A 26985-nucleotide genomic window follows, 5' to 3' on the forward strand; every position below is an offset into this window, starting at 1 on the left:
GGAAGTCGAACAAAGAAGCACGAACCCCGTCCGGGCTCGCTGTTGACACCAACTTCACCCCCCATCAATTCAACCAGATCCTTGACCAGGGCGAGACCGATGCCTGTGCCGCTGTAGTGCCGCGTGGCGGAATTGTCGATCTGGGAAAAACGCTGGAACAACAGCGGCAGTTTGTCAGGCGCAATGCCAATCCCCGAGTCCTGCACCGCGAGTTCAAATCGCGCGCCATCGAGCGGCGTGACGGCCAGGTGCACGGTGCCGCCAGCCGGTGTGAACTTGATGGCATTGCTCACCAGGTTGAGAAGAATCTTCTCGAAGTGTTGGGGATCCAGGAACACCGTGCCGAGCGCGGGATCGATGCTGCAGGTCAAGGTGCAGCCTTTGCCCTCGGCCACCATGGCGGCGTCCTCGGCCAGCACGCCCACCACCTTATTCAAGTCAATGGGCGTTGGGCACAACTCGAACTTGCCCGCTTCGGCCTTGGAGAAATCGAGGATGTCGTTCACCCGGTTCATCAAGCGCAATGCGTTGCGTTGGGCGCGGTCGATTTGCACATGCCAGTCCGCTGGCGGGGTGGGCGCCGCCGAGAGTTGCTCCAGGGGGGCGAGAATGAGGGTCAGGGGGGTGCGCAGTTCGTGGCTGACCGTGGCCACGAAATCGCTCTTTGCCTGGTTAGCCGTCTCGGCCTGGTTGCGCGCCTGAATGAGTTCGATGGCCTGCGCCTCCAGCACCTCGGTCTGGTGGTGCAGCGTGTCGGTCCGTTCGGCGACCATTCTTTCCAAAGAGGCCTGGACTTGCTGTCGTTCGGCGTCGGCCTCGGCCTCCAACACCCGGATGCGCAGGGCATTCTCCTGGAACACCCGTACGGCGCGGGTCATGATTCCAATCTCGTCGCCGCGTCCGGCGCTGGCGATCTCGGCGTCCAGGTCGCCAGCCGCAAGCCGGCGCATGACCGAGGCCAGGGCCACGATGGGCTGCGCGACAAATCGCGACGTGCTCCAGGCGATGGCGCCGGCCAGCAGGAGGGCGACGGTCCCTGCGACGATCGTCGCAAGCATGCCGCGATCATTGTGGACCAAGGCGTCGGAGCGTGCTTGACCAGCGAAGCGCGCCACCAACAGGCCGGCGCTCCGTGCCTCGTTGCGAACCTGATCGCGCGCGTCGCTCAAGGCGTTGCTCGCCTGATGGAACCTGGCGAATGCCGCCCGGTAGCCGGCGATCTGATCGCTGACCGTCAGGGGCGTTGCCCTGGCCTGCAGCCCCACGGACGCTGGGAGAACCCGAGCGAGCCGGGAGAGCTCGTCCAGGATGTGGTCGACAGCGTCGGCGACCTCGGCCGACGGCGACAGGCGAAACGACAAGGTCTGCGCCTCCAGGGTGGCCACACGCTCGGCGAAACGCTTGGACAACGCGGCAGCATTTTGCAGCAAACCGGTTGCTGCCTGAATGTCGCTGGCGTCATGGGCAACGTGCCCTTCCACTTCCTCCAACATTGTCTCGAGGCGCTCGGCCGTCTCCCCGACGGCGGCAAGATACCGCAAGGCCTCGCCTCCCCGGAGCTTGGGCGCCTCGCCAAGATGCTCGACCGCCACGCCGGCAGCGTCGAGCGCCGTGGCCAACTGGTCCAGGGCCTCTCTCTGCTGCGGTGTCCCCATCAACTCGCGCAATTGTTCGACCACGGGCCGGAGTGCCGCGCTGGCGTTGCGCGCCGCAGTGTCGGCTGCCCCGTCACCGGTCACCAGCATCCTGGCCACATTGGCGGTGATGATCCGTTCGCCGTTGCGCAGGATATCCAGGATGCGATGGGCGCTTTCGATGTCGCTCACCCGCGCCTCGTGCTCCGCGGTGCGGGTCTCAAGCCCCTTCAACCCATCGGCGATGCCCTGTTCGACGAGGATCGTCGCCTCTCGCATCCGGCTGTAGTGGGCGGTCATGTTCTCCGTTTCGCCATCCATGGCCAGGCTCGCGGCCCGCAAGGCGGCGATCGCCGTCGCGAGCCTTTCCAGACTGCCCTTGAGCGATTGCGCCTCTGCCACCGCGATGGCCGAGAGGCCGGCGATAGCCGTCGCCACCATGCCTTCGGCCTGGGACAGGCTTTCCTGGTCGCGGGTGGCGATGAAGTTCTCCACCCGCCCGGTGGCACCGTTGACCGAGGCGAGAATTTCCGCGGAATGGCTGGCGGAATCCACCGCACGGACCATGTCGCGCAGGCCATAAAGGTTCACCAGCGACACCGCCAGCATCAGGAACACCAGCGCGGCGACCGCCAGGCCAATCCTGACGGCAATGGGCCTGTCCGTGGCAGGTCTGAATGTCGACATGGCGCCGCGCCCCCCGTCCGCCACTACGGTTTCGTCACCTCCGGCAAAGGCGTCGGCGGCGCCGTATGGTTGGTGGCCGCGTCGATCATCGCCACGACGGCGGCCTGGTCATAGGAAGGATTGGCGGCGCCGCCCACCGGCATGGTGGCGAGCCAGGCGTCCAGGTCTTTCCCATCGATACGCACCAGCGGCACCTCGACGAACTTCGGCACCTGCTTGCCCGCCAGAATCTGCTGGGCCACCCAGAACCCCACCTGGGAGACGCTTGGCGAGGCGGAGACCGAGACGGTCTCGTAGCCATTGGCATCACGCTCCTGTTTCCACAGAGCAAGTTCGTCCTGACGATTTCCCATCACAATGATCGGCAAAGGGCGTCCCGCCGCCTTGAACGCCATGGCCGCGCCATAACCGTCGCCCCCTTGAGTCGCGACGGCATCGATGCTGGGCAGCGATGGCAACGCCAGCGCTACCTCCTTGCGTGCGACGGAAGCAGTCCAGTTGCCATAGACGGTCTTGGCGAACTTCAGGCCCGGATAGTCGCTGGCGGCCTTGCGAATGCCGTCACTGATGTTTTTATCGGTGGCATCGCCGGCAATGCCGCGGATCTCCAGCAGCGTTCCGTTCCCCTTGAGGCGCTCGGCGATATAATCCATTTCCACGCGGCCCATGGCGGACCAGTTGTAATCCACGGTATAGGCGCAACTTTCGGTGACGAGGCTGGCCATGACCACCACCACGATGCCGGCGTTGCAGGCGTCGCGGATCACACCGTTGAGGGCCGTGTCGGACGCGGCCAGGATGACGATGGCGTTCACGCCCTTGACGACCAGGTCCTGGATATGGGCCGCTTGTTCCGACGCCGAGTTGTTCGCGCTGACCACCGGAGCCTCGCGGATCAAGCCGTCCTTCTGAGCCTGGGCCGCAATCTCCTGCCAGTTGCGCACCATCACCTTGCGGAAATCGCTGCCTGCGTAGGAGTTGCTGAAAGCAATGCTATGGCTTGCGGTAGGGGCACGGGCGATGCCGCTGTCGGCGGCGTGGGCTGGATTGGCGACCACCATCGCCAGCCCGGTCACGCAGCCAGCGAAGCGCCACAAGATTTTGTGGATCGGTTTGGTGTTCATGTTGTTCTCCATCGTCCTTGGGATTTACCAAAAGTCATCCACCTGCACCTGTCGACAGCCTGGATCGACTGCTTGATCTGGTTTGGAGAAATCGGCCTGCAGATTGGAGATCGTCGTCCCTGTGAAGTGGGTGCTCACAAACTGACGATGGGTCGCCCAGGGATCAAAATGCGCCGATGGACATCTGTTACCAGATTGCTCATTCGGTCATTCCAACAATGGAACCGGACATGTAGAACCAGACACATACAGACTCCTTCCCTTGGCGGCCGATCACTGAAACCCATACATTGCCTGCAGTGGCAATGAGCATAGTCGCAACGTACCCGCTTCGCTCGCGGCCGTGGAGGATTTCAGCCAACCGAGCGGCCCACAAGATCGCTACGGCTACGACGCCTTGGAAGTCCATCGACATGCAGTGTTGGACGCAATGAACCCTCTACTGGCAGTGCGGCATTCGGCTCAAGCCGGATTGGAAACAGCCAACTTGAGCCCAAACGCGACAAAAACACCGCCGGTGAGTCGGTCAAGCGCCTTCAGGGCCGCCGGGCGCTTCAGGAAATTGCTCAGTGGCACCGTCGCCGCTACCAGAATGCCGAACCAGGCCAGCGTCAACAGCACGTGTAGCACCGCCAGGAAGAAGGAGTAGCTGGCCACGCTCGCGCCACTCGGGACAAACTGGGGGAGGAACGTGATGTAGAAGACACCAATCTTGGGGTTCAGCAGGTTCGTCAGTAAACCGCGAACAAAGGCACCACGCGCAGAGGCCGCCATGTTCTCGCTCCCCTGCCCTTGCAGCGACGCCCGGGGTCGCAGCAGCAGTTTTACACCCAGCCAGACGAGATACACGGCACCGACAATTTTCAGCGCAAGGTAAGCCCACTCCGAAGCTTGCAACAGGGCACCGAGCCCCAGTGACACCGCGGCTCCCCACACCAGACACCCGAGCACGATACCGATAGCAGCCATCGCCGCCGAACATCGACCGCCGGTCGCTGTAGCGCGAAGCACCATGGTCGTGTCCACGCCGGGGGTCACGGTGAGCACTGACGCAGCAGCGATGAAGGCAAGCAGCAGGGATAGGTCGTTCATTTGAATGTCCAGGGCAGTCGGCAGCCGTACGGTTATCCACTCTAGTTAGCCACTCGGCGTTCGGTCAAACGTTCTGTGTGGCCCATCAGTCGAGGAGATGTACACCAGGAACCCAAGACCAGCGCCCGATCCTATTTCGCCGTTATCACCGACAACTTGCTGATCCCCGCACGCTCGATGGACGCCATGGCCCGGGCAACCTCGCCATAGTTCACCCCATTGTCCGCCTGCAGTTGTACGCGTACATCCGGGCTTTTCGCCTTGGCGGCTTGCAGGTTCGACTCCAGCAGATCCGCCTGGATCTCGTCCTTGTTGATGAACACCTTGCCCTTGTCGTCAATGCTCACCACCAGCGGGTCTTTCTGTTCCACGGGAGCCACGGACTCGGTCTTTGGCAAATTGATGGGAATGGCGTTGGTCAGCAGCGGCGCGGTGACGATAAACACCACCAGCAGCACCAGCATCACGTCCACCAGTGGCGTGACGTTGATCTCGCTCAGCACCTCGTCATTGTCTTGTGTGGAGAAAGCCATCTCAGGACGCCTCCTTCACTTTCTGCGGGTTGCCGGCACGGGCTTTGTTCAGCGTTGGGTGCAGCAGCACGCGGAACGAATTTTTCTGTGCGAGGCTGTAAAAGTCGTGGGCAAAGTCGTCGAGGTCGGCGGCCGTGAGCTTCAGGCGACGCAAGAAATAGTTGTAGACCAACACCGCGGGAACCGCGACGGCGATACCCACGCCCGTGGCGACCAGCGCCGCACCAATCGGCCCTGCTACGGTTTCCAGACTGGCGGAACCGGCAGCGCTGATGCCCTTGAGCGCTTCCATGATCCCCCAAACGGTGCCGAACAGTCCTATGAACGGCGAGGTGCTGCCGATACTGGCGACCACCGCCAGGCCGGTTTCCAGGGAGCGGCGCTCCCGGACGATCTGTTGGCGCAGGGCGCGTTCGAGGCGGTCCTGGTGGTTGATGGCCTGGCTCAGGTCGGCAGCGTGGGGAGCATCACCGACCTGGATCGCGGCATAACCGGCCTGGGCCACACGGGCAGCGGCGCCGGGTTGGGTTTCGGCCAGTTCAGCGGCCGACTCGAGGCTCGACGCCGCCCAGAACTGTTTGTGGAACTTGCGATCCTGGGCCTTGAGGCGACCGAACTGCACGCCCTTGAGCAAGGCCAGGCCCCAGGTTGCGACCGAAAAGGCCACCAGCAGCCAGATCACCGCGCTTTCGATGGATTCAAGTGGAGATGCTAATGCCATGATGTTTTCCCTCTGGACAGATCGCGGCGTGTGCAACACACCGCAGCAATAGTTAGTGAATCTTGAAATCGATGGGTACGCTGACCCAGCCGTTCTGGGCCACATCGCCCTGCTTGGCCGGCACAAAGCTCCAACGCTTCACGGCGGCCAGCGCGGCGTCGTCGAGTTGCTGGCGACCGCTGCTTTTCTGGATCTGGATCTCACCCGGCTTGCCGCTGGCCAGTACCTGCACCCGCAACAACACCGTGCCTTCCCAACCCCGGCGCTGGGCCAATGATGGGTATTCGGGCGCCGGGTTCTTCAGGTACGCGGCGTTGGCCGAAGCCGGGGTTACCGGAGCCGGTGCGGGGGCTGCGACTGGCGCGGGAACCGGTGGCGCAGGCGTGGGAGGCGCAGGCGGTTGCTCCACCGGTTTGGCGACCGGCTTAGGCACAGGCTTGGGTACCGGCTTGGGCTTCGGAATCTTTTTCGGCGCCGGCTTGGCGGCCAACTCATCCACGACGGGCGGCGGTGGCTCGACCACAGGTGGCGGCGGTGGTGGTGGCACGGGCGGCGGCGCTTCGACCACCGGCGGCGCGGGCTGGGAAAATTCGATGGTCATCGGTGGGATTTCCGGCGGCACAATCGGCAGCACCGGGGTGGGCTTCTGACTCACCCAATAAATCACCGCACCGTGCAGGGCCAATACCAGCAACCCCAGCAGAATCCCTTCGCGCCGACTCGAAAAGCGCCCGGGGGGACGCTGCAAGCGCAGCTGCCCCAACGGCGCACGGTGCGGCCGGCCAAGGTCGACCAACTCACCACCCGGTGCCTGGCGCCATTGCGCCTCGTGTGCACTGGCGGCGGCCTGGACATTGCCCATTGATTCACTCCCTACGGTTTTTGAAACAGGAATCGACAGGCCTGCGTGAAAGGCCGTCGAGGGCTAAATGATCGGGGCTAGACGCTTATCCCTTAAAGTAATCTTTAAAGTTATATATAGATCTAAAACGAATAATTGAAATTCACCCATGCGCTAAAGCCGCGGCCCGCGTGGCCTGGCGCCGAGACACACTTTTTCGGTGCTTTTCCAGGCATGCAAAATATTCATTAAAGGCATGGCTCGACAGGTTGTTTGCGCACACGAGTGACGGCGCTGACGATGCGGCGGGTGGCACGGGTGTTGACCTGTCCACCTATCCCATGGGTTAGAAGTCGTAGCGTCCGGTCACCCCTAGCGTGCGCGGGCTCCCCAACAGGCCTTCGTAACCGCCGTTACCGCCGGTCCACAGGGTGGTGTAGTAGGTTTTGTCGAAAGCGTTTTTCAGCCACAACGACACATCCCACTGTCCCTGCTCATAGTTGCCGCGCAAGCCGGTGGACAGGTTGACCACCGCATAGGCAGGAATCTGTCCGTAGTCGGAATCCTCCACCGTGCCCACGGCCTTGGAGCGAAAGGCATAGCTGCCGGTGACGTAGGGCTCCAAGCCATTGTCCAGATTCCACTTGTACTCGCCGTTGGCATTGGCGATCCACTTCGACGCCCCTACCACTGGGTGCCCGCTCAGGTCGCAGGAAGCCGGCGCTCCTGGGCGCAGACTGACTTCCGGTGGGCACGGCGCATCCTTGTAGCTCAGGTAACGCACATCGTTGAACGAGCCGTTGAGGTTCAGCGTCAGGCCCTTGATCGGCACCCAGGTACTTTCCACCTCAACGCCGCGCGAACGCACGGAACCTGCGTTGGTCAGGTACTGCACGCGATTGTCCTGGTCATAGGCGTTGGTCTGGTAACCGTTGACCTGGGTCCAGAACAGGTTGGCATTGAGCTGCAGGCGCCGGTCCCACAACGTGCTTTTGAAACCCAGCTCGGCGTTGTTGGCGCGCTCGGTGCCGACCAGCAGCGAGTCCGCCCCGGCAGTCGGTGCGGAGCCGACCACGAGGTTGACCCCACCGGACTTCTCGCCGTGGGACAAGGTCGCGTAGCCCAGCAGGTTGTCGTTCAAGCGGTAGCTCAGGTTGAGCAAGCCCGAAGGGCTGGCGCTGTATTGCGTGAGGTCGCCGGAGTCATAGGCGCCGGTACGGTTACGTCGAGCCGTCGCGGCGGCGCCCGTGACGGCCGCACCGCCCACTGGGCTGTTACGCGTCACCCAGGCGCTTTTTTCTTCATAAGTACCGCGCAAGCCTGCGGTGAAATCCAGGCGCTCGGTGAGGTGCCAGGTGCCTTGGGCAAACAGGGCGAAACTGTCGGTGCGGATGTGCCCGTTGCCCACGGTGCTGACGTTGGCCAGCGCACCTGCAGGCGTGCCGTTCCAGATATCCGCCTGGGGCCCGTAAGAGACGAAGGATTTGTTGTCCAGCGAGTTGCCGAAATAGTAGGCACCCAGCACGTAGTCGAAGAAGCCACCCGTGGGCGATGCCAGGCGAAATTCCTGGGACCACTGTTTGTCTTCCACCGATACGCCGCTGTTATAGGACGCCGGCACGTTAAGGCCATCATCGTTGCGCGGAGTGAAATTCCAGAAGCGATAGGAACTGACCGAGGTCAGGGTGAAATCGCTGGGCAACGTCCAGTTGGCCTCCAGGGAGGTGCCGCCCTGGAACACAGTGACGTGCTGGTCGCTGTCCAGGTTGACCTTGCGATGGGTGCCGTCGACCAGGGTGGCCCCCGCAGCGGCCGCCCGCGATTGGTAGAGGTTGGTGCCATTGATGGTCGGCCCGGTGCTGTACAGCACGCGGGTGCCGGCGCTGGAGTCCTCTTCGTTGTAGTCGCCGATCCAGCGCAGGTTGAACGCTTCGCTCGGCTTGTACAGCAGTTGCCCGCGAAAGCCCTGGCGCGAGCCGCCGTTGAGGTCATGGCCGTCGTATTCGTTCTTGATGTCGCCGTCGCTGCGCGTGCGATAGGCCGAGAAACGCCCGGCCAGTTCATCGGTCAGCGGGCCGGAGATCGTGCCCTTGGTCTGGAAGTAACCGTCCTCGCCCAGCGACGTTTCGATGCTGCGCTCCGGAGTGAAACTCGGCGCACGGGTGCTGATATTGATCACGCCGGCCGTGGTGTTCTTGCCGAACAACGTGCCCTGGGGGCCACGCAACACCTCGAGCTGTTCGATGTCCATCAGGTCGAACACCGCCATCCCCGGCCGGCCGAGGTACACGTTGTCGATATACAAGCCCACGCTGCCTTCCAACCCGTCGCTGGCCGGGTTGTTGCCCAGGCCGCGAATCGACACGCTGGACTGGCGCGCATGCATGTAGGCCACGTTGACGCTGGGCACCAGTTGCTGCAAATCCTGAATCCGATAGACCCGCTGGCTTTCCAGGGCCTGGCCGCCGATCACGCTCATCGGCGTGGGCACCGCCTGGGCGCTTTCCGTGCGCCGCCGGGCAGTCACCGTGACGGTTTCCAGTTGGCCGCTGGCGCTTTCACCCGAGGGGGCCGGTTCGGCTGCGTGGCTGGGTGTCCAACTGGCACTGCCGGCCAGCAACATGGCCAGGGGCAGGCGTTTGAGCCTCCAGGGAGAGCAAGGTACAGCGGGCTTCAACAGACTCATAAGCGGCTCCGGAACCCGGAAATATCCATCACTTGATATTCCCTTAGGTTATTTATTTATGTTTTCACGAACATTTACTGCATAAGAGATAGCCTTTATAAGGAGTCGACCTAATGCATAGCCAATGCATTTCCCCGATATTTTTGATGTGAAAAATGCATATCGATCTGCGCCAACTTCGCCACTTCATTGCCCTTGCCGAACAACGCAGTTTTGTCGCGGCGGCGTTGACGGTAAATCTGTCGCAGTCGGCGTTCAGTCGCAGCATCCAGGCCCTGGAACACAGCGCCGGATGCCAACTGGTGGATCGCGGCCGCAAAGACCTGGCACCCACCAAGCAAGGCCAGGTATTGCTTGAACATGCCCGGCGCCTGGTCAGTGGCGCACAGCAACTGGCCAACGAGATCAGCCAATTCAATGGTCTGGAAGCCGGCGAATTGCGCTTCGGTTGCGGTCCGGCGCCGGCGGCGGGGTTGATACCACGGGCCATTGGCAGTTTTATCGGGCGCTACCCCAAGGCCCGCGTGCAGTTCCAGGTGGATGACTGGCAAAGCCTGGGCAAACGCCTGCTCAGCGAAGAATTCGAATTCTTCGTCGCCGACACTCGCCACTTCGAAGCCCACCCGGACTACCACACCTACCGCTTGCGGCCGCGCAAATGGTATTTCTACTGCCGTGCCGGCCACCCGCTGGCACAGCAACCCAGCGTGACGGCCGCGCAACTGATGAGTTACCCACTGGCCGTGACCATTCGCCCGCCGAACCTGCGCAAGGTCATCGTCGACCTCAGTGGGCGGCCCGATTACCAGCCCAACGTCGAATGCGAGAACGGCTACAGCCTGATGGGCGTGGTGCTGCGTTCCGACGCCATCGGCATCGTCAGCGCCAACAGTGATGTGCTGCACATGGCTCGCGGCGAATTGGTGTGCCTGACGATCGATGGCCTGGCCGAAGACCTGGAGGAACGTTACACCCGCTATGGCATCGTCAGTCGTGCGGGGTATCGCTTGTCGCCGTTGGCGGAGGCGATGATCGAGCAGATCAAGCAGCTCGATGAGCGGGATGAGGAGGTGTGCGCACTGGAGAATGTCGCTGTCTGAAGCGGCGCTTTCGCGAGCAAGCCCGCTCCCACACTTGTACGCATTCAAAATGTAGGAGCGAGCTTGCTCGCGAAAGCGCTGGCAGCAACACCGATGCATTGACTGCATGAAACCCAGTCCCCAAATGCACTTGCCAGCCCACCCTCCGAACGGCGAAAAAACTCACCTGCCCTCCACTTGGTGAAGCCTCATGCCTGCCCCAAAAACCGTCCGCAACGTGCTGTACATCATGTGCGACCAACTGCGCCGCGATTACCTGTCGTGCTACGGCCACGCCCATCTGCACACACCGAACATCGACCGCCTGGCCGCCGCCGGTGTGCGTTTCAGCCGCGCCTATACCCAGGGCACCATCTGCGGCCCCTCCCGCATGTCGGCCTATACCGGGCGCTACGTCAGCAGCCATCAGGTAGCGTGGAACGCGGTCCCGTTGCCCCTGGAAGAACTGACCATCGGCGACTACCTGCGCCCCCACGGCATCCGCACGGCGCTGGTGGGCAAGACCCACGCCACGCCCAACCTGGAGGCCTTGCAGCGACTGGACATCGACCCCGCCAGCCCGCAGGCCGAGCCCTTGAATGAAGTCGGTTTCGACGCCTACTTTCGTCACGATGGCATCTACCCCGACAGCCCGCTGTTCGACGACAAACGCGAGTCCGCGCCCTATACCCATTACCTGCGCGCGCAGGGCTACAGCGGCACCAACCCGTGGCACGAATGGGCGAACGCGGCAGAAGGTGAAAACGGCGAGGTGCTCAGCGGCTGGCACATGCGCAACGCCGGGCGACCCGCACGAGTCGCTGAGCAGCACTCGGAAACCGTCTACACCACCGACCGTGCTATCGACTTTATCCACGAGCAAGCCGAGCGACCGTGGTGCCTGCACCTGTCCTACATCAAGCCGCACTGGCCCTACATCGCCCCGGCGCCGTATCACGCGTTGTACGGCGCCGAGCATATCCAGGCGCCCATACAGCCTGGACAAACCAGCGATCACCCGGTGTATCAAGCGTTCCGCCAGCATCAGGAGAGCCTGAATTTTTCCCGTGACGAGGTACGGCTCACGGTGATTCCCACCTACATGGGGCTGATCAAACAGATCGACGATCAACTCGGGCGCGTGTTCGATTTTCTGCAAAGCAATGGCCGCTGGGACGACACGTTGATCGTGTTCACCAGCGACCATGGCGACTTTCTCGGCGATCACTTCCTTGGCGAGAAAGAGTTTTTGCTGGAGCCTGCGGTGGGCGTTCCGCTGATCGTGCGTGACCCGCGGGCCGCTGCCGATATCAGCCGTGGCACGGTGGACGCACGCCTGGTCGAAACCATCGACGCCCTGCCGACTTTCCTCGACGCCTTGGGCCTGCCCGCTGCCGACCACCGCTTGGAAGGCCGTTCGCTGATCCCGCTGCTGCACGCTCAAGACACCACTTGGCGCCGCTACGCCATCGCCGAATACGACTACGCCTTCCAGGCCCCGGCCCGCGAGCGCCTGGCACAACCCATCGACCGCTGCCGCATGACCATGGTGCGCAGCGAACGCTGGAAGTACCTGGCCTATGACGGCTTTCGTCCACAGCTGTTCGACCTGGAAAACGACCCGCAGGAACTGCACGACCTGGGCAGTGACCCGGCTTATGCCGAGGTTCGCGAAAGTCATCTGGGGTATCTGTTCGAGTGGCTGCGCGGGCTGAAGCGGCGCACCACCATCAGCCACACAGAGATCGATCTGCGTGGCCAACGGTTTCGTTATGGTGAGCCGGAGGCGGAGAAAGTGGTGCAAATCGGCGTCTGGTAAAGGACGCGAATCAATGGGGTGAGATTCCTGTGGCGAGGACCACATTGCCCACACAGTCGCGTCTGCGCCGGCTTACAGCCCCTTGATGGTCTTGCTCGACTGCCCTTGCACGCCCACCGGCACATCGCCCTTGAGGGTGACCCGGCGCACGATACGCTCCTGGGTGCCGTAGTCGTCCACGGCGTAATGTTGGGTGGCGCGGTTGTCCCAGATCGCCACGTCCCCCGTGTTCCAGCGCCAGCGCACGGTGTTTTCCAGGCGCGTGACGTGGCTTTGCAACAGGTTGAACAGTTGGGTCGAATCCGCCTGTGAATACCCCTTGAGGCGTTTGACGAAATGCCCCAGCAACAGGGTTTTCTCGCCGCTGACCGGGTGCACACGCACCACCGGGTGTTCGGTTTCATACACCGTGGAGGTGAACACCTTGCGGTACTCCTCAAGCCGCTCTACTGACACATCCGGCTTGATCGCGGCGTAGTCGTATTCATTGCTGTGCACCGCCCACAGGGTATCGGCCAGTGCGCGCAACCCCGCGCTGAGATCGTTATAGGCACTGGAAGTGTTGGCCCACACGGTGTCACCACCGGACTTGGGCGCCAGCACCGAACGCAGCACAGAGGCTTTGGGGTAGGCGTCGACGAAGGTCACGTCGGTGTGCCAGGAGTTGGCGCGCTGGCCGCGCGTGCCGTCCAGCTCCATCAGGAACCGCGTACCGTCGCGTACCGGCACCGTCGGGTGGGCAATCGGCTCGCCGAGCAGATGGGCGAAGGCTTCCTGGCTCTGGTCATCGAGGTGGGTCTGGTCGCGGAAGAAGATCACTTTGTACTGCACCAGCGCCTGCTGGATGGCTTCGACGGTGGCGGCGTCCAAGTCACCGGACAATCTGATGCCCCGGATCTCGGCACCGATGCGGCCAGCGACCGGGTGAATGTCCAGTGCTTGGGCAATGGGTTGAACAGCTAATGCGGCGTTGCTCATTGTGGTGACCCTCATGTGCCTGCTGATGGTGGGAACGTTTCCCGGCAACGCTCTATCTATATGCAATTTTGATCTAGCAAATTAATAGATGCATCGTTGACGGAATAAGAGCTTGCATTTAAAACCTCAGCTCCCTTGGTCGCAAATGCCTTCGACCTATTTTTAAAATGCAGGGAAAGCATATGGATCTTCGCCAACTGCGCTATTTCATCGCCCTTAACGAACACCGCAGTTTCGTACGCGCGGCGGACGCCATGGGCATCACCCAGCCGGCGTTCAGCCGCAGCATCCAGGGGCTGGAACAAGAATTCGGCTGTGTACTGGTGGACCGTGGCCACAAGGATCTGCGCCCCACGCCCGAGGGCCAAGTGGTGCTGCAACACGCACTGACGCTGGTGCATGGCGCAGCCTTGCTCAGCAGTGAAGTGACACGCATGACCAAGCTCGATGCCGGCGAACTGCGCTTCGGCTGTGGCCCGGCACCCGCCGTGAAACTGGTGCCCGACGCCGTGGCGCGCTTTATCACCGCCCACCCGAAAATCCGCACCGGTTTCCAGGTGGATAACTGGGAAAAACTCAGCCGCGCCCTGAGCCGAGAAGAGATAGAGTTTTTTATCGCCGACATTCGTCAGTTCGAAACCGACCCGAATTTCCAGACCCGCGCGCTGACGCCCAAGCGTGGGGTGTTCTTCTGCCGGCCCGGGCACCCGCTATTGGCCAAGGACAGTCTGTCGACCAACGACATGTTCGATTACCCGCTGGCGGCGCCGCTGATCTCCCAGGGCATTCGCAAACTGCTGGCCAACCTCAGCGGGCGCATGGATTTCTCACCGAGCATCCAGACCGAACATTTCCCGGCGCTGGTCAAGATCGTGCTGCAGTCCAATGCCATCGGCGTGGGCACCGAGGAAGCCTTCGCCGACGACATCGCCCAAGGCACGCTGGTGCTGCTGCACTGGCGCAACCTGCCACACAACATGGACACCCTGAGCGCCCGCTGCGGCATCGTCAGCCGCACCGGTTCACGCTTGTCGCCAGCGGCGAAGGCGATGATCGAGACGTTGCTGGAGGTGGATCAGCAGGCCATCAGCATGGCGGTCTGATCGGCCTCTTCGCGAGCAAGCTCGCTCCCACATTCGATTACATTCATCCTGACGAAACGCGGTCGAATGTGGGAACGCCGATTTGACTGCTCGCGAAAGCGATACCCCCCGACACCACCAGACTCAGAGCCCTACCGAGGCCAGGTTCGGCGCCACCCAATCACTCACCTGGAACGGCCGGCGAATCAGCTTTTCCTTCGACGCCAGGTCGACCGCCCCCTGTAATTTGCCCAGGAACACCGGGTCCAGGGTCGACGGGAAGATCTCGCTGAGGGCCTGGTCTTTCAAGTCATTGGTCAGGATCAGCGGTGGGTAACTGGCCCGCCCCGACACCAGTTGGATATAGGCCTGCTTGTTGTTGTCATCGGTCAACCATTGCACCGCTTGCTGCTGGGCCTTGAGCAGCTTGGCCACCGCGTCGGGGTGCTCGTCGACGAACTGTTTGCTGCCCACCAGCACCCCCTGCACGCTGCCGGCGCCACCGAGGTCCTTGGTGGTCAACGGTATTTCCGCCAGCCCCTTGGCTTGCAATGCGCTCAGGCTCGAGCCGCCCCAGGTGGCGTCAATCTGCTTGGCGGCCAAGGCCGCGCCGGCTGCGTTGAAGTCCAGGTTGATGACTTTCAGATCCTTTTCACTCAAGCCCTGGCTGGCCAACGCGGCGTCGAACGACAACTGGCTGGCCGTGCCGCGAAACACTGCGACACGCTTGCCCTTGAGGTCCTGCAGGGTCTTGATACCCGAGCCCGGCACCACGCCGAGGTACTGCTTGACGTCCCGTGCGATGGCACTGAGCAGGCGGGTATCCAGGCCGTTGGAACGACCGATGATCGCGGCCAGATCCCCCAGGTAAGCCAAGTCCACCTGGCCATTGGCGAAGGCTTCGTTGATCACCGGGCCCGCACCCTTGAAGTAATTCCACTGAATCTTGATGCCTTGGTCGGCAAAGGCTTTCTCGAAGATCTGCTGCTCGCGCAACACATCCGTTATGCCGCCGCCACTGTGCTGGCTGCCAGCACTGAGGTCGGGCACGGCAATGCGGATCTCCTTGAGTTCGGCAGCATGCACCAGCCCGGCCAACGCAGTGCCCGCGAACAGAGTGATCAGACGTTCAAAAGGCAATTTCATAAGCGCAGCTCCTTGTGGGCGAGGGTCGCCTGGGAAGCAGAAAGTAGGCACACGCCGGGCAAAACTTTAAATACTATAAATTCACACTTTAATAGCTTTTAGACCTATGCAAGTTAAAACGCCGGCCCCAGAGGACTATGCATAAACAGCATCGAAAATATTCTTCGAATGCATTGGATGCGTGCAGGACAGAGGCTTTAAATGATTTTTCTTATCCCTCAATCATCTTGATTGCGTTTTTATAAGATCAGAATCACATAACGCCATTGGCGACAACGGAGGTCTTCCATGGCCCGAACCTCACTTTTGAGCTTGCCGCTCGCGGCCCCCAGCGCCACGTCGCATGGGCCGATACTCAATGAACGTCTACTGCCATGGCTGCTGCCTCTGGCGCTTTGCGCGCTGTGGTGGCTGGGCAGCCGCCATCACTGGATGAGCGAACAGATTCTGCCACCGCCGTCTCTGGTCTGGAGCAGCGCGGTGGACCTGGCCGGCGGCGAGCTGTGGAGCCATCTGGCAATCAGCTTGCACCGCCTGTTCTGGGGGCTGCTGGCGGGCATTGCCAGTGGGGCGTTGCTGGGGGCACTGCTAGGCTTCAGTGCGCGCGCCGAGCGCCTGGTATTTCCGACGTTCAGTGCGTTGTCACAAGTGCCGACGCTGGCCTGGATCCCGTTGTTCATGGTGTTTTTCGGCATCGGCGAGACCCTGAAACTGGTGGTGCTGGTGAAGGCGATCGTGGTGCCCGTGACCCTGCATACCCTGGTGGGCGTACGCGACGCCCAACCCCATTTACGTGAAGCCGCCCGCGTACTGCGCCTGCCCACCCACCTGTTGATCCGCCGCCTGATCCTGCCCGCCGCACTGCCGGCCTTCATGGCCGGCGTGCGCCTGGCCCTGGCGGCCGGTTGGACGTCATTGCTGGCGGTGGAGTTGCTGGCCTCCAGCGAAGGCATCGGCTACCTGATGGTCTGGGCGCGCCAATTGTTCATGCTCGATATCGTCTTCGTGTGCATCGTGATCATCGGCGTACTCGGCGTGGTGATGGATCGCGGCATTGGCTGGCTGGACCACAAATGGGTGCACTGGCCGCACCCGGCCACCGCGCAGATTCGACGCGGCCCGCGCTATCAAGGCTGGCAGCGCCTGCAACCGTGGCTGCTGCCCCTGCTGCTGTTGAGTCTGTGGCAGGTGGCGACGCAACAGGCTTGGGTAGACGCAAACATTCTGGTCAGCCCCTGGCTCGTGCTGCACACCACCGTCGCCGGCGCACTGGACGGCAGCCTGAGCGGCGCCTTGGGCACAAGCCTGAAACGCACACTGGGGGGGTTGCTGCTCGGCGGCGGCCTGGGCTTTGCCATGGGCCTGTGGCTTGGACTGTCGCGACGCAGCGAACGAGTGCTGGGACCGACCCTGGCAGCCTTGCGCCAGATCGCGATTTTCGCCTGGGTACCGCTGCTCACCGCCTGGTTCGGTCTGGGCGAATTGGCCAAGTGGGTATTCATCGCCCTGGCGGCGTTCTTCCCGCTGTTTATCGCCACTCAACGCAGCGTGCTGAACCTCTCGCCACAGCTCAGCGAGGCCGCTCAGGTGCTGCGCCTGAGTCTGACCCAGCGACTACGCCGCCTGATCTTGCCAGGCGCTGCCGCAGGGATTTTCGCCGGCCTGCGCCTGAGCCTCATCTACGCCTGGCTGGGTACCATCGGTGCGGAATATTTCATGCCGTCCAACGGCGGTATCGGCAGTCTGATGATCGGCGCCCAGCAACTGCTGCGCATGGACCTGATCATGAGCGGCATGCTCCTGGTCGGCCTCACCGGTGCAACCCTGAACTTGATCGGCCAACGCATCGAAACCCGTGCTACCCGCTGGAGACACGCATGAACGCACCGATTGTCAGCTTCAACCATGTGGGCAAGTCCTTCGACGTCGACGGCTTCGAGTTGGAGGCTATTCGTGAATTCAACCTGGACATTGCCGAAGGCGAATTCGTCGCGATCGTCGGCTCCAGCGGCTGCGGCAAATCCACCCTGTTGCGCCTGCTGGTGGGGCTCGACACCCAGTTTCGCGGCGAGATTCGCGTCGATGGCCAAACGGTCAGTGGCATCGGCGGCGAGCGCGGCATCGTGTTCCAGGAGCATCGCTTGTTCCCTTGGCTGACCGTCGCGCAAAACATCGGCCTGGGGCTGGCCAACGAGCCCCTCGGCGAAGCTGAACGTAACCGGCGCATCAGCGATTTTATCGAGCTGGTGGGCCTCAGCGACTTCACCCGCGCCTATCCTCACCAGTTATCCGGCGGCATGGCGCAACGGGTGGCGATTGCCCGAGGCCTGGTGGCCAGCCCGCGCATCCTGCTGCTGGACGAACCCTTCGGCGCCCTCGACGCCCTGACCCGCCAGCAGATGCAGGACGAACTCCTGGCGATTCGTGACCGCGCCAAGATCACTACAGTGCTGGTGACCCACGATGTGGAAGAAGCGATTTTTCTCGCCGACCGTGTGGTGGTGATGGAGCCGAGGCCCGGGCGAATCAAGCAGGTCGTCGACGTTACCCTGCCCCATCCACGCCAACGCAGCAGCTTCGAATTCCACCAGTTGCGTGAAGAGCTGCTGCACGAGTTGACCAGCGATGACCATTACCAGCCGCCGGTGCGCGAACAGATCCGCGACCTGCCCCTGGCCTTTATCGCCTGCTGAAAGACTGTCTACTAACGAGGAGCGCCTTGATGCCGCAACGTCCCAATTTTCTAGTGATCCTGGCCGATGACATGGGTTTCTCCGACCTGGGTGCGTTTGGCGGGGAAATCGCCACGCCGCATCTGGACGCCCTGGCGCTGAATGGCCTGCGGTTGACCGATTTCCACACCGCCCCCACCTGTTCGCCAACGCGCTCGATGCTGCTCACCGGCACCGACCACCATATCGCCGGCATCGGCACCATGGCCGAGGCGCTCACCCCCGAGCTGATCGGCAAGCCCGGCTACGAAGGCTACCTGAACGATAAGGTGGTGGCGCTGCCGGAGCTGCTGCGCGAAGCCGGTTACCAGACGCTGATGAGCGGCAAATGGCACCTGGGCCTGACCGCCGAACTGGCGCCCCACGCTCGTGGTTTCGAGCGTTCGTTCTCGTTGTTGCCAGGGGCGGCCAACCACTACGGTTTCGAACCGACCTACGACGAGCACACGCCGGGCCTGCTCAAATCCACGCCGGCGCTGTATATCGAGGACGATACCTTCGTAGAGCAACTGCCCAAGGACTTCTACTCCTCCGATGCCTTTGGCGACAAACTGCTGCAGTACCTCAAGGAGCGCGACCAGGCCCGCCCATTCTTTGCCTACCTGCCGTTTTCCGCACCGCACTGGCCGTTACAGGCACCCGCCGACATCGTTGAAAAATACCGTGGCCGCTACGACGCCGGCCCCGAAGTATTGCGCCTGGAGCGCCTGGAAAAACTCAAGGCCCTGGGGTTGATCGACGCCGATGTCGAACCCCACCCGCTGATCGAATTGAACACCCAGTGGGCCGCCTTGACCGATGAGCAGCGGCAGGTGTCGGCCCGCGCCATGGAAGTGTATGCGGCGATGGTCGAGCGCATGGACTGGAACATCGGCCGGGTGGTGGAGTACCTGCGCCAGCAAGGGCAATTGGACAATACGTTCATTGTGTTCATGTCCGATAACGGTGCCGAAGGTGCCTTGCTGGAGGCCTTCCCCAAGTTCGGGCCGCAGTTGCTGACCTACCTCAACCAGCATTACGACAACAGCCTGGACAACATCGGCCGCGCCAACTCCTACGTCTGGTACGGGCCGTCGTGGGCGCAGGTGGCAACGGCGCCGTCGCGGCTGTTCAAGGCATTTACCACCGAGGGTGGGATTCGTGTGCCGGCGCTGGTGCATTACCCCCAGCTGTCGCTCCAGGGGCGCATCAGCCATGGGTTCGGCACAGTGATGGACATTGCACCGACCATTCTGGACCTGGCCGGCGTACGCCATCCCGGCACACAGTGGCGCGGCAGGCCCGTGGCGCCATTGCGCGGCAAATCGTGGCTGGGCTTCCTGTCGGGCGAAACCCGCGAGGTGCACGACGAACACACCGTCACCGGCTGGGAGCTATTTGGCCGCCGCGCGATCCGCCAGGGCCAGTGGAAAGCCGTGTACATCCCCGGCCCCGTGGGCCCGGCGACCTGGCAGCTGTATGACCTGGGCCAGGACCCGGGCGAAATCCATGACCTGGCGTTGAGTCAGCCGGACAGACTGGCCATTTTGATTGGCCACTGGCAGCAGTACGTCGACGAAACTGGCGTGGTGCTCAGCGCATCGCCGTTTCAGCCCGATTGAATGTCCGACCTAAAAAACCCTGCGCCCTCAGGGTTGCCCTATCTGAAATGGAACGGTATGAGGGTGGCGGCTTTCGCAAGCGCCACCCTCATCCTGTTTGCAGCTTCTTGAATTGCAAGGCTCTGCGTTTCATCAGGACACTCCCAGAATTGAAGACAAGTGTGCATTCAGAAACTTGCCGCCCGGGTCCAGGTGCTCACGCACGCGCGTGAACTCCTGCCAGCGCGGATACAGCGCCTGTAGGTTGCGCGCATTGAGGCTATGCAACTTGCCCCAGTGGGGACGTCCGCCGTATTTCCAGAAAATGGGTTCCACCGCGGCAAAGAAATTATGGTGATCCATCTGGTAGTACTGATGCACCGAAATCGAACAGCTGTCGCGGCCCTCGAACATGCTCAAGGGAATATCGTCGGCCTTCACATAGCGGTACTCGATGGGGAACCAGGTGCTGAGGTTCCGGTCGTCGATCAGCTTGAGAATTTCGCGCAGGCAGGCAGGCCCAGCCTCCGCCGGAACCGAATACTCCATCTCGTTGAAACGTATCGTGCGCACGTTGGGGTAGATCTTGAACGAATCGCCGACCCGGTCTTCGAAATCGGCGATAAAGCGCAAGCTGTTGAGCAATGTGCGCCTGGCTGCGGGAAAGTCGCTGCCGTACTTATCGAGTTTCTCTACGATCGTGGCGAACTCGTTAGCGCTCGCCTCTTCTGGACCGAGGGCCGGTGTTTCAGGGTCGGTGGTTTCGTTCAGGGCAATCGAAAGCGCGTAGTCGGAATGGGTCAGCACGAGCATTTCCCAATGATCGTTTTCCCGAACGTTTTTTTCCACGTCCTCCAACAGATCCTCTGTCTTGGCGACCCATTGACGCTCACGCAGCCGGTAAGGTGTGCGGTTTTGCATGCGCACCTTGGTGGTAATGCCCAGGGCGCCCAAGGACACCCGCGCAGCAGTGTAAATCTCGGTATTGTGCGTAGCGTCGCAGTCAAGCACCTCACCCAGGGCGGTCACCAATTGCAGGCCACTGACAAACCCGGAATACGAGGTGAAGCGTGTTCCGGTGCCGTGGGTCGAGGTCGAGATAGCGCCAGCCAAGGTCTGGTAATCGATGTCGGCCATGTTTTTCAGCGCCTGACCGATCTCCTTGAGCGCCGGCCCCATGCGCGACATCGGCGTGCCGGCGCCAAACTCGGCCTGCAGCGTCTTGCTGTCATGACCGAGCAAACCGTTGAAATAGCTCAGCGACAAAATAGTATCGTCGGTCGGCACCAGCGCACTGAACGAGTGAGCGGAGCCCACGGGACGGATCTTGCCCGGCGCCTGGCGTATGACTTGAATCAGTTCATCAAGATCCTTTGGCGCCAGCCTCTTCAGAGGCAGGCAGCTTTGCCCGCCGGACCAATTGCGCCAAGGGATAAGTCGAGGCGCACGAAGCATCTGAGCCAACGCGCTGTTGCTGGTTAATGCCGTAAACGCGCCGGCTATGGCAGCACTCTGCAACAGCTGACGTCGTGAGATATCCGTAGCCATGAGGTTTTCCCGATTGTTCTATTGGATTTCCTGGCTGGACATAAAAGCCGTCAGCGCCAGGAATTGTTCTTCCGAGCACTGCACGCAGAGCCCCATGGGTGGCATGCCGTTATAGCCATTGATGATGTGGTCGAGCAGCGTGTCCGCCCCCTGCGCGATCCTGGGGGTCCACGCCTTGGCATCGCCGGTTTGCGGTGCGCCCGAGGCCGGGTTGGCATGGCAGATTTTGCAACTGGTGTCATAGATGGGCGCGAGTGACGGGTCCGAGGGCATCGCGTTGGTGGCATGATCAGTGGTGGCCGCTGGTGGTGACTTATCACCGCAGGCACTGAGCAGGCCAATCAAGGCTGCCAGCAGGCTTATAGGAACGATACGCAGGGAAAACGGGGGGGATGGCCACATGGCTTTCTTCTCGGGAGTGCTCGTCTGACAGGCTTTTTGTTATGGGAAGCGACCGCGTATGCAGTTAACGGCACATTAAGTCAGGAGCCCGGCACTGTTGAGGGTAGGCGTGGCCAGAAAGGGGGCATTAACGGCCACGCTTGGCCAATCGCCAGCTTGAATGGGATAAACCTGTTGTTTCGACTGGCGTCTCCTGCGCTGCCTTGCCGGTATGAGCAAGGACTTCGGTATTGACCCGGTACGTTTATGCATGGGCCTGGGTTTGAGATAGCGGACCTTCCAAACCCGGACTGCCTGGTGTCCTTTCGTCAGGCGGCGTCCATGATCCGCCGGGCACTTGCTTGCACCAAGGATCGCGACCGTGGGCGAAGCCATTGGGCAGAAAAACGCATCGCGACCTACGACCCGCTGAGCCACCGGCAGGTAATGAAGGTGGCGACTTTCGCAAGCGCCACCCCCCATCCTGTTTGCAACTTCCTGAGTTGTGCCGGGGCGCCTTCTAGAGCGCCTTCTCGGCGTTAAAACCGTCGAAGTTTTCGAAGACCCCCATAAAGCCCGGAACAGTCGACTCCCGTGCCCAGTCGCGCTGGAGCTCACAGTACATCTGCACACGGCTGATGAGTTTCGCGCCCGCCTGTTCGATTCGACGAAGGGCGGCCTCGTGCGCGGCGACTGACGTGCCACCGACCGCATCGACCGGCACATACACTTCATAGCCTTCCTGGATCGCGTCCAGTACAGGGAAAGTCAGGCAGGCTTCGGTCCAGAGCGCGGTCATGATGAGCTTGCGGCGGCCGATGCCCTTGACTGCCTGCTTGAACTCAGTGTCTTCCCAGCTATTGATCGAGGTGCGGTCATAAGTCGGCAGATGGCCGAGCACGTCCTGCAACGCTTGGATCGGCGGTTTATTGCGACCGGTCGCGACGTTGACCGTCGAATGAATGATAGGAAGGTTATAGTTGACGGCCGCCTTGGCAACGCTCGTGATGTTGAAAACGAGCTCGTCACGGGGCATCGAGCGAATCGAGGAGACCTGGATCGGCTGATAATCGATGATGATCAGCGCGCAATTCTCAGGCGATAAGAGATGGTCGGTATGGGGGTTGCGAATCGTCTCGCTTGTCATTGTCTGGTCCTGTTCTCAGTTGTGATGCACGTGTGCCAGAGAGCCAACGCTCACTCGTATGAACGGGCATGGCCCTGACGAAGTGTCTACTGATGTTGTCAGTGGATTTGGGTTTCCAGGCAACAGGTGCCACTGGCGACATTGCCCGGAAGCAAGGATTATGCTGTTCCCATTTCCGACGCAGTAGTCGCAACACGAGGCTAACTGTGTCGCACAAAGAGGAACGCTGACGTGGATATAGAAGAGCTGCAAACATTCGTGGAAGTGGCTGACGCAGGGGGCGTTTCGCCTGCGGCGCTCCGGCTTGGCGTATCCAAGTCGATCGTCAGCCGCAGGCTCGCCCGGCTTGAAGCGGAACTTGGCATCCAGTTGCTTGCACGAACCACGCGCGGGGCCGCCCTCACTGAAGCCGGGGCCACGTTCCGAGATTACGCGGCCAGGGTCTGCGCCGAAATCGAGGCAGCCAGAGAAACGATCCTGCCGACAGGCGCCCTTCGTGGTCGCTTACGCGTCGCGGCGCCGCTGTCTTTTGGCCCGACCCATTTCGCGCCCATGCTCGCGCAAATGGCACACCGTCACCCCGAGCTTCATATCCAGACCTGCTACAGCGATCGCTTCGTTGATCTCATTGCCGAGGGGTTCGACTGTGCGATACGCGTCGGATACCTCTCCGACTCCAATTTGATCGCGAGGAAAATCGGCCCGATCTACACGAAACTCGTCGCGAGCCCAGGCTACATAAAAGCGCATGGGGCACCCGAGACACCGGACGAGCTCATTGCCCATGAGGCTCTCCTGCAGGGTACCGACGCATGGCAATTCATGGAGGGTGACAAGGTCATCACGGTTCGTCCGCAGGGCCGCTTCAAGGCGGACAACGGCATAGCGCTCGTGGCTGCCGCAACCGCGGGACTCGGCATCGCATACCTACCGGATTGCCTGACTTATGAGCATGTGAACTCAGGGGCGCTCGTGCCGATCATGACCCGGTATCCACCACCCCCGGCAGGTGTGTACGTGGTCCGTCCGCCAGGCCAGCATCCGGCACGGAAGATACGAATGCTCACAGAGCTTCTGATCGAGTCATTCGGACAGTCTCCGCACTTTGCGGGGCCTGCTCGTATTTGATGCGACAAAGATCACCACGGGTTGTTCATGGTCACTTCGTGACTCAAGCTAAAGCGCCATGGACAACCTCATCCCGTCATAAATCGCGGCGTGAATATCCCGGCTGTTCACCGCATCGCCAATCCTGAACAACTGAAACCCAGGACCGCCCTCCCCCAGCAATTGGGGTTTTATGTCGATAAAGGCTTGATGATCCAGTTCTCCCCGATTGCGCGACAGCGCCTTGAGTTCGAAATACACATCGTCCAGCGGCAGGATGCCGTGCTCAACCACGACCTGGTCCACCACCCGTTCGCTGGTGATATCCGCGTACCTGTTGCGCAAGGTCGCCACCAATCTGCCGTTTTCACGCCGCACACCCGTCAGTTGATGGCTCAAGGTCTGTTGCACGCCATGTTCGGCAAAAGCCTTCAGATAAGGCGGCGTGTTCAAACCACCAATGTCCGGGCCGAGTATGCGTTCGGACGTGACGATTTCCAGTTCGCGGCAATGATCGAGCATGAACTCCGCAGCGGTCAGCGCCTGATGACCGCCGTTATAATCAAACACCAGTGCCGATTCTGCCGGCTTGACGTCGCCGGCAAGGATATCCCAGGTACTGACGACCCATTCGTTGCCGTACTCAAGAACCTCAGTGTTCGGCAATCCTCCGGTGGCAATGATCACTACGTCCGGTGACAGCGCCAACACCTCCTCTTTCCCGGCATAGCAGTTGTAGCGAAATTGCACGCCCAAGCGCTCACATTCACTGACGCGCCAGTCCACCACGCCGATCAATTCGCGACGGCGCAATGGCACGGATGCCAGACGGACCTGCCCGCCCGCCCGGCTGTTGGCCTCGATCACTGTCACCTGATGTCCGCGCTCGGCAGATACCCGTGCCGCCTCCAGTCCGGCAGGACCGGCACCGACGATCAGTACCTTGCGAACGGGGCCGCCCGACGGGGTGATCTCATGAGGCAACTTGCTCTCTCGCCCAATAGCCGGGTTATGCAGGCAGTGAGCCTGGCCGGAGATATAGATCTGGTCCATGCAGTAACTGGCCCCCACGCAGGGACGAATCCTCTCTTCGTGGCCGGCCAAGACCTTGGCAATCAAGTGCGGGTCGGCGATCTGCGGACGGGTCAGCCCCACCAGATCCACCAGCCCTTCACGCAGGGCGTGACGGGCTGTGGCGACATCGCTGATCCGTGCCGCCTGCATCACCGGCACCGACACCGCACGCCTCACGGCACCTGCCAATTCCAGGTGCGGTCCGGCAGGGGTGCCCATCCCGGGAATCACCTTGGCGATGCCGACATCGTTGTCGATACGCCCCTTGATGACGCTGATGAAATCGATGCCGTGATAGACCAGGGTCTGCGCGATGGCCAGGCCCTCCTCACGGCCCAGCCCGCCGGGCATATCATCCTCGACCACCATGCGAATGCCCACGATGAACTCAGAGCCCACAACCTTGCGGATCGCCCGTAACACCTCCAGCGAAAAATGCATGCGCCCTTCCAGGCTGCCCCCCCACCCGTCGTCACGTTGGTTTGCCGGAAGCCAGAACGAATCCATCAAATGACCGTAGGCCTCCAGTTCGATGCCGTCCAATCCCCCCGCCTTGCAGCGCTCCGCGGCATCGGCGTAATGCTGAATGATTCGCGCCAGGTCCCAGTCTTCGGCTTTTTTGGTGAAGCTGCGGTGGGTCGGTTCGCGTCCATGGCCAGGCCACACCAGCGGCAGCCAGTCAGCGTGAAAGTTACTGCCTCGCCAGCCAAGATGGGTGAGCTGGCACATGACCGCGCTGCCATGCTGATGCACGCCATCACTGAGCTCGCGCAACCAGGGCACGATTTCGTCGCGGTACATCTCAAGGTTGCCGAAGGCCGGTGGACTGTCCGGCGCCACGATGGAGGAGCCGCCAATCATGGTCAGTGCGACACCGCCCTTGGCCTTCTCTTCGTGATAGAGCCGATAGCGCTGCCGTGGCATGCCCTGGTCGGTATACGCGGGTTCATGTGACGTGCTGACGACGCGATTGCGCAACTGCAGATGCTTGATGGCGAAGGGTTGCAGCAGCGGATCATTACTGGACATGGCGGTGCTCGCACTGGAATCCGAGATAGCCGAAGCCTTAAGGCTTGGGCTTGTAGACAAAGGCGCCATCAGGCAATCACTGCGCGGCGGCCGTCGCCTGGGGTGCAAACATTGCGTCAAAAGTCGGCTTGTTGGCCGCGTAATAGGCTTTTACCGCGGCGTCGGCCGAGCTGTCCTTGGCTTGCAATAACAGCGCTTCAAGCTGCGGCAGCGGTAATTTGTAGTTGTTCAGGAAGGCTGCAACGGCCGGTTCCGCTTCGCGAAAACCAGGGCGACCGATGACATGCACCTGCTCGGTGCTGCCGAAAACGCCTTTGGGGTCATCCAGATAACGCAGCTTCCATTTGGCGAACATCCAATGCGGGTTCCAGCCATTGAGCAGACTCCAACGCCCACGCTCGATTTCCCGGGCGAACTGCGTCACTTCCGCAGCGCCGGACGACGACACCAGCTTGTAGCCAGTGATGCCATAGACCTCCATGGCCTTTTGCGACAACGTGGATTGGCCAGTACCTGGCTCCGGGCCGAGAATCGTGCCGCGCAATTTCTCACGTACTTCCGGCTTGTTCAGGTCGGCCATGCTGCTCAGGGTTTCGCGGGGAATGGAATCAGGAATGGTCCATCCTATGCGCCCCTCATAGAGCACACCGAGATCTTCCAGCTTGTCCTGGTATTTGTCCCAATATCCCTTGTGGGTGGTGGGCAGCCATACCATTGGAATGAAATCGATGGCGCCACTTTCCATGGCCTTGAATTGGATTCCGATATCGGCCATCACCAGCTTCACAGGGCGTTGCAATTGCTGTTCGATGGCGTAAGCCGCGAGCTTGGCGCTGATCTCGGCATCGGGCCAGGCCACCCAGCCAATACGGATCGGTTGCGGCTCGGCTGACCAGGCGGTGCCGCCTAGCAGACAGCCTGCGACTGCCATTACTTTCAGGCCGTGCGTAAGTCCTTTCATCAGT

Annotated in this window: 20 protein-coding genes and 1 pseudogene; 7 read left to right on the top strand and 14 right to left on the bottom strand. The window is 61.5% G+C overall.

Annotated elements, in window-relative coordinates:
• Positions 1 to 5: 5 nt before the first annotated feature.
• The 7 genes and pseudogenes from BM321_RS31290 to BM321_RS10480 all read right to left on the bottom strand — a co-directional run.
• Positions 6 to 2321: pseudogene (locus tag BM321_RS31290) on the bottom strand (ATP-binding protein); the annotation flags it as partial.
• 23 nt (positions 2322 to 2344) lie between these two features.
• Positions 2345 to 3445 (bottom strand): ABC transporter substrate-binding protein, encoded by a 1101-nt coding sequence (locus tag BM321_RS10450; RefSeq protein WP_092442441.1) that lies wholly within the window; start codon positions 3443 to 3445, stop codon positions 2345 to 2347.
• A 462-nt stretch (positions 3446 to 3907) separates the two neighbouring features.
• Positions 3908 to 4537 (bottom strand): LysE family translocator, encoded by a 630-nt coding sequence (locus BM321_RS10460; RefSeq protein ID WP_092442443.1) that lies wholly within the window; start codon positions 4535 to 4537, stop codon positions 3908 to 3910.
• Between the two features lie 131 nt (positions 4538 to 4668).
• Positions 4669 to 5070, bottom strand: coding sequence for an ExbD/TolR family protein (locus BM321_RS10465; RefSeq protein ID WP_092442444.1), 402 nt, complete (start codon positions 5068 to 5070; stop codon positions 4669 to 4671).
• A 1-nt stretch (position 5071) separates the two neighbouring features.
• Positions 5072 to 5791: a MotA/TolQ/ExbB proton channel family protein gene (locus tag BM321_RS10470; protein ID WP_371128535.1), complete on the bottom strand. Its 720-nt coding sequence runs from the start codon at positions 5789 to 5791 to the stop codon at positions 5072 to 5074.
• A gap of 52 nt (positions 5792 to 5843) precedes the next feature.
• Positions 5844 to 6653, bottom strand: a complete 810-nt coding sequence (locus BM321_RS10475; RefSeq protein ID WP_092326101.1) for an energy transducer TonB — start codon at positions 6651 to 6653, stop codon at positions 5844 to 5846.
• A 325-nt stretch (positions 6654 to 6978) separates the two neighbouring features.
• A complete protein-coding gene (locus BM321_RS10480; RefSeq protein WP_092442445.1) occupies positions 6979 to 9318 on the bottom strand; it encodes a TonB-dependent receptor in 2340 nt (779 codons plus the stop codon).
• A 155-nt stretch (positions 9319 to 9473) separates the two neighbouring features.
• Here BM321_RS10480 and BM321_RS10485 point away from each other — a divergent pair, with 155 nt between their 5' ends.
• Positions 9474 to 10418, top strand: coding sequence for a LysR family transcriptional regulator (locus BM321_RS10485; RefSeq protein WP_092442446.1), 945 nt, complete (start codon positions 9474 to 9476; stop codon positions 10416 to 10418).
• Positions 10419 to 10608: 190 nt separating this feature from the next.
• The gene (locus tag BM321_RS10490; RefSeq protein ID WP_092442447.1) at positions 10609 to 12216 is read left to right on the top strand and encodes an alkaline phosphatase family protein; all 1608 of its coding nucleotides are present in this window, start codon (positions 10609 to 10611) and stop codon (positions 12214 to 12216) included.
• A 72-nt stretch (positions 12217 to 12288) separates the two neighbouring features.
• Here BM321_RS10490 and BM321_RS10495 read toward each other — a convergent pair whose 3' ends face one another.
• A complete protein-coding gene (locus BM321_RS10495; RefSeq protein WP_092442448.1) occupies positions 12289 to 13194 on the bottom strand; it encodes a TauD/TfdA dioxygenase family protein in 906 nt (301 codons plus the stop codon).
• Between the two features lie 182 nt (positions 13195 to 13376).
• Here BM321_RS10495 and BM321_RS10500 point away from each other — a divergent pair, with 182 nt between their 5' ends.
• On the top strand, positions 13377 to 14297 hold the full coding sequence (locus BM321_RS10500) for a LysR family transcriptional regulator (protein ID WP_092442449.1): 921 nt from the start codon (positions 13377 to 13379) through the stop codon (positions 14295 to 14297).
• Between the two features lie 123 nt (positions 14298 to 14420).
• Here BM321_RS10500 and BM321_RS10505 read toward each other — a convergent pair whose 3' ends face one another.
• Complete coding sequence (locus BM321_RS10505) at positions 14421 to 15422, bottom strand: ABC transporter substrate-binding protein (RefSeq protein ID WP_092442450.1); 1002 nt, start codon at positions 15420 to 15422, stop codon at positions 14421 to 14423.
• A gap of 288 nt (positions 15423 to 15710) precedes the next feature.
• Between BM321_RS10505 and BM321_RS10510 the strand changes: the two genes are divergently transcribed.
• Genes BM321_RS10510 through BM321_RS10520 form a run of 3 tightly spaced genes read left to right on the top strand, consistent with a single transcriptional unit; the run spans position 15711 to position 19755 of the window.
• Positions 15711 to 17303, top strand: a complete 1593-nt coding sequence (locus BM321_RS10510; RefSeq protein ID WP_092442451.1) for an ABC transporter permease — start codon at positions 15711 to 15713, stop codon at positions 17301 to 17303.
• Positions 17300 to 18115 carry an ABC transporter ATP-binding protein gene (locus BM321_RS10515; RefSeq protein WP_092442452.1) on the top strand — a complete coding sequence of 272 codons (816 nt, stop codon included), beginning with the start codon at positions 17300 to 17302 and terminating at the stop codon, positions 18113 to 18115. Before BM321_RS10510 ends, BM321_RS10515 begins: the two co-directional genes overlap by 4 nt.
• A 29-nt stretch (positions 18116 to 18144) precedes the next feature.
• Positions 18145 to 19755, top strand: a complete 1611-nt coding sequence (locus BM321_RS10520; RefSeq protein WP_092442453.1) for an arylsulfatase — start codon at positions 18145 to 18147, stop codon at positions 19753 to 19755.
• 132 nt (positions 19756 to 19887) lie between these two features.
• Here BM321_RS10520 and BM321_RS10525 read toward each other — a convergent pair whose 3' ends face one another.
• The 3 genes from BM321_RS10525 to BM321_RS10535 form a co-directional block, all read right to left on the bottom strand.
• Positions 19888 to 21189 carry a D-arabinono-1,4-lactone oxidase gene (locus BM321_RS10525; RefSeq protein ID WP_256573418.1) on the bottom strand — a complete coding sequence of 434 codons (1302 nt, stop codon included), beginning with the start codon at positions 21187 to 21189 and terminating at the stop codon, positions 19888 to 19890.
• 111 nt (positions 21190 to 21300) lie between these two features.
• The gene (locus BM321_RS10530; protein WP_092442455.1) at positions 21301 to 21684 is read right to left on the bottom strand and encodes a c-type cytochrome; all 384 of its coding nucleotides are present in this window, start codon (positions 21682 to 21684) and stop codon (positions 21301 to 21303) included.
• Between the two features lie 499 nt (positions 21685 to 22183).
• The gene (locus tag BM321_RS10535; protein ID WP_092168841.1) at positions 22184 to 22810 is read right to left on the bottom strand and encodes a hydrolase; all 627 of its coding nucleotides are present in this window, start codon (positions 22808 to 22810) and stop codon (positions 22184 to 22186) included.
• A gap of 231 nt (positions 22811 to 23041) precedes the next feature.
• Here BM321_RS10535 and BM321_RS10540 point away from each other — a divergent pair, with 231 nt between their 5' ends.
• A complete protein-coding gene (locus BM321_RS10540; RefSeq protein WP_092442456.1) occupies positions 23042 to 23938 on the top strand; it encodes a LysR family transcriptional regulator in 897 nt (298 codons plus the stop codon).
• Positions 23939 to 23986: 48 nt separating this feature from the next.
• On the opposite strand, the gene BM321_RS10545 is transcribed toward BM321_RS10540, so the two are convergent.
• Both BM321_RS10545 and BM321_RS10550 read right to left on the bottom strand, forming a co-directional pair.
• A complete protein-coding gene (locus tag BM321_RS10545; protein WP_092442457.1) occupies positions 23987 to 26020 on the bottom strand; it encodes an NADH:flavin oxidoreductase in 2034 nt (677 codons plus the stop codon).
• A 76-nt stretch (positions 26021 to 26096) separates the two neighbouring features.
• Positions 26097 to 26981, bottom strand: a complete 885-nt coding sequence (locus BM321_RS10550) for a glycine betaine ABC transporter substrate-binding protein (protein ID WP_256574998.1) — start codon at positions 26979 to 26981, stop codon at positions 26097 to 26099.
• Between the last annotated feature and the right edge of the window lie 4 nt (positions 26982 to 26985).

Source organism: Pseudomonas sp. NFIX10, from assembly GCF_900111955.1.
Lineage (GTDB): Bacteria > Pseudomonadota > Gammaproteobacteria > Pseudomonadales > Pseudomonadaceae > Aquipseudomonas > Aquipseudomonas fluorescens_AA.

Coding starts and splice junctions, on each gene's coding strand:
- BM321_RS10520 (WP_092442453.1), top strand. CDS start 18,145: ATGCCGCAACGTCCCAATTTTCTAGTGATCCTGGCCGATGACATGGGT.
- BM321_RS10505 (WP_092442450.1), bottom strand. CDS start 15,422: ATGAAATTGCCTTTTGAACGTCTGATCACTCTGTTCGCGGGCACTGCG.
- BM321_RS10475 (WP_092326101.1), bottom strand. CDS start 6,653: ATGGGCAATGTCCAGGCCGCCGCCAGTGCACACGAGGCGCAATGGCGC.
- BM321_RS10495 (WP_092442448.1), bottom strand. CDS start 13,194: ATGAGCAACGCCGCATTAGCTGTTCAACCCATTGCCCAAGCACTGGAC.
- BM321_RS10460 (WP_092442443.1), bottom strand. CDS start 4,537: ATGAACGACCTATCCCTGCTGCTTGCCTTCATCGCTGCTGCGTCAGTG.
- BM321_RS10550 (WP_256574998.1), bottom strand. CDS start 26,981: ATGAAAGGACTTACGCACGGCCTGAAAGTAATGGCAGTCGCAGGCTGT.
- BM321_RS10485 (WP_092442446.1), top strand. CDS start 9,474: ATGCATATCGATCTGCGCCAACTTCGCCACTTCATTGCCCTTGCCGAA.
- BM321_RS10510 (WP_092442451.1), top strand. CDS start 15,711: ATGGCCCGAACCTCACTTTTGAGCTTGCCGCTCGCGGCCCCCAGCGCC.
- BM321_RS10525 (WP_256573418.1), bottom strand. CDS start 21,189: ATGCTTCGTGCGCCTCGACTTATCCCTTGGCGCAATTGGTCCGGCGGG.
- BM321_RS10465 (WP_092442444.1), bottom strand. CDS start 5,070: ATGGCTTTCTCCACACAAGACAATGACGAGGTGCTGAGCGAGATCAAC.
- BM321_RS10490 (WP_092442447.1), top strand. CDS start 10,609: ATGCCTGCCCCAAAAACCGTCCGCAACGTGCTGTACATCATGTGCGAC.
- BM321_RS10515 (WP_092442452.1), top strand. CDS start 17,300: ATGAACGCACCGATTGTCAGCTTCAACCATGTGGGCAAGTCCTTCGAC.
- BM321_RS10545 (WP_092442457.1), bottom strand. CDS start 26,020: ATGTCCAGTAATGATCCGCTGCTGCAACCCTTCGCCATCAAGCATCTG.
- BM321_RS10530 (WP_092442455.1), bottom strand. CDS start 21,684: ATGTGGCCATCCCCCCCGTTTTCCCTGCGTATCGTTCCTATAAGCCTG.
- BM321_RS10480 (WP_092442445.1), bottom strand. CDS start 9,318: ATGAGTCTGTTGAAGCCCGCTGTACCTTGCTCTCCCTGGAGGCTCAAA.
- BM321_RS10535 (WP_092168841.1), bottom strand. CDS start 22,810: ATGACAAGCGAGACGATTCGCAACCCCCATACCGACCATCTCTTATCG.
- BM321_RS10500 (WP_092442449.1), top strand. CDS start 13,377: ATGGATCTTCGCCAACTGCGCTATTTCATCGCCCTTAACGAACACCGC.
- BM321_RS10450 (WP_092442441.1), bottom strand. CDS start 3,445: ATGAACACCAAACCGATCCACAAAATCTTGTGGCGCTTCGCTGGCTGC.
- BM321_RS10470 (WP_371128535.1), bottom strand. CDS start 5,791: ATGGCATTAGCATCTCCACTTGAATCCATCGAAAGCGCGGTGATCTGG.